Here is a 2,081-nt window from a genome sequence, read left to right as displayed (position 1 = left end):
TTTTTTTTTTGTTCTTCCCATCCCCTCGTTTTTTTTTTTTTTTTTTTGGGGTGGTGGTGGGGTGGGGGGGGGGGGGGGGGGGGGTGTGGCGGGGGGGGGGGGGGGGGGGGGGGGGGGGGGGGGCGCCCCCCCCCCCCCCCCCGCCGGTTCCACCGAACCGCCCGCGACGGTTCGCCAACGACCAAGACTCAACGGTGAGTTGGCCCACCACCCGGCGACCGGTCATGTCTCGTTCACGCCACGTACGCCGCCCTTCGGGTCAATGGGGCGTCCAGTTGTCCAGCCAACTCGACGCCGCTCCCACCCCGACCCGAAGGACCCCCGTGGCCGCAGGAAGCACCCTCACTCTCGCCTCGCCCACCGGCCCCGCCGAAGGCGACAAGCTCACCTTCCACTGGACCACCACCGCCGCCGACGCCAAGAACTGGGTCGGCGTCTACGACGGCACCCGCCAGCCCGGCACCGGCAGTTCGCTGGTCTGGAAGTACACCCCCGGCGCCTCCGGCGACATCCAGCTCGACACCTCCGCGCTCACCGGCGGCCCGTACACCGCCTATCTGCTCGCCAAGGACGGCTACGGCGTCCTCGCCCAGACGGCCCCGTTCAGCTTCCGCCCCAAGCCCGCGCCCGCCCGCCCGCACCTCGCCGTGGACGCGCTCACCGCCACCGCCGTGGCGCCCGGCGGCGCCGTCTCCGTCAAGCTCGGCGGGCTCTGGTGCCGCCCGGCCGGCGTCCCGGCCTTCCGCAAGACCGGCGGACCGTCCTGGCTCTCCGTCGCCGCCGACGGCACCGTGACCGGCACCGCGCCCGCGAGCGTCGGCGACGTCCAGCTCCTCGTCGGCGTCAAGGACACCGGCGGCGTCTCCGACGCCCTCACCCTCACCGTCCCCGTCGTCGACCCGGCCGCCCCGCCGCAGCTCAAGACCGCCTCCTGGAACCTCGCCAACGCGGGCGCCGGGTTCACCGACGCGCTGGAGAAGCAGCTGCGGGTGGTGCTCACCCAGGGCCTGGACGTGCTGGCGCTGCAGGAGACCGCCGGTTCGGCCGCGCAGACCCTGGCCACCGCACTGGGCTGGTACGCCTACCAGAGCGCGGGCAGCGTCGGCATCCTCAGCCGCTACCCGCTCACCGCCGTCACGGCCACCACGGCCGCGCTGCCCGCCGCCGGGGTCACCGTCCAGCTCCCCGGGGGCCGGAGCGTCCGCGTCTGGGCCGCTCACCTGGACGAGGCGGACTACGGCCCGTACGCCGCCCAGGACGGCCGGAGCGCCGCGCAGATCACGGCCACCGAGAACGCCTCCGTCCGCCTCCAGCAGGCCAAGGCCCTCGCCACCGCCGTCCGGGCCGACCTCACCGCCGGCCGCGCGGTCGTCCTCGGCGCCGACCTCGCCTCGCCGTCCCACCTGGACTGGACGGCCGCCACCGCCGGCCAGCACAGCGGCCTCGGCCCGCTCGACTGGCCGGTCACGGTGGCCCTCCAGGGCGCCGGACTGACCGACTCCTACCGCGGCGCCCACCCGGACCCACTGGCCTCGCCGGGCGCCACCTGGTCGCCGACCCGCAAGCAGCGCGCCGCCAAGCCCGAGCCCCAGGACCGCATCGCCGCCGTGCACTTCGCCGGCCCGCTGACCCCGGTCGAGGCCCACACCCTGGTGACCGGCTGGCCCCAGCCGGACCCGACGGCCGCCGACAACGGCTGGCCCTCGGACTGCGCCGCCGCCGTCGCCACCTTCCAGCTCTGAGAGGCCGCTCCCGATGACCGCACTTTCCCGCCGCACTTTCGTCGGCGCCACCGCGGCCGCCGGCGCCACCGCGCTCACCGGCCTCCCCGCCACCAGCGCGAAGGCCGCCGCCACCGGCAGCATCGCGGACGTCAAGCACGTCGTGGTACTGATGCAGGAGAACCGCAGCTTCGACCACTACTTCGGCACCCTGAACGGCGTCCGCGGCTTCGGCGACAAGCAGGCGCTGCGGTTCCCCGACGGTACCGACGTGTTCCGCCAGCCCGACGCCGGCCGCGCCGACGGCGGGATGATGCTGCCCTACCGGATGGACACCGCGAAGTACAACGCGCAGAACGC

At 74.6% G+C, this 2,081-nt stretch carries 2 protein-coding genes; both read left to right on the top strand.

All coding sequences use genetic code 11. From position 1 onward, the window contains the following. Positions 1 to 323 precede the first annotated feature (323 nt). Positions 324 to 1,742: an endonuclease/exonuclease/phosphatase family protein gene (locus ACIQTO_RS37375; RefSeq protein ID WP_402398017.1), complete on the top strand. Its 1,419-nt coding sequence runs from the start codon at positions 324 to 326 to the stop codon at positions 1,740 to 1,742. A gap of 13 nt (positions 1,743 to 1,755) precedes the next feature. After that, positions 1,756 to 2,081: alkaline phosphatase family protein (locus tag ACIQTO_RS37370; protein WP_402398015.1), on the top strand; the 326-nt coding region annotated here is incomplete at its 3' end.

This window comes from Kitasatospora sp. NPDC091207 (genome assembly GCF_044768625.1).
In the GTDB taxonomy this organism is placed as follows: domain Bacteria; phylum Actinomycetota; class Actinomycetes; order Streptomycetales; family Streptomycetaceae; genus Kitasatospora.
Note: the sequence above shows the minus strand (reverse complement) of the source record. Positions and strands in the feature narration are given on the sequence as shown.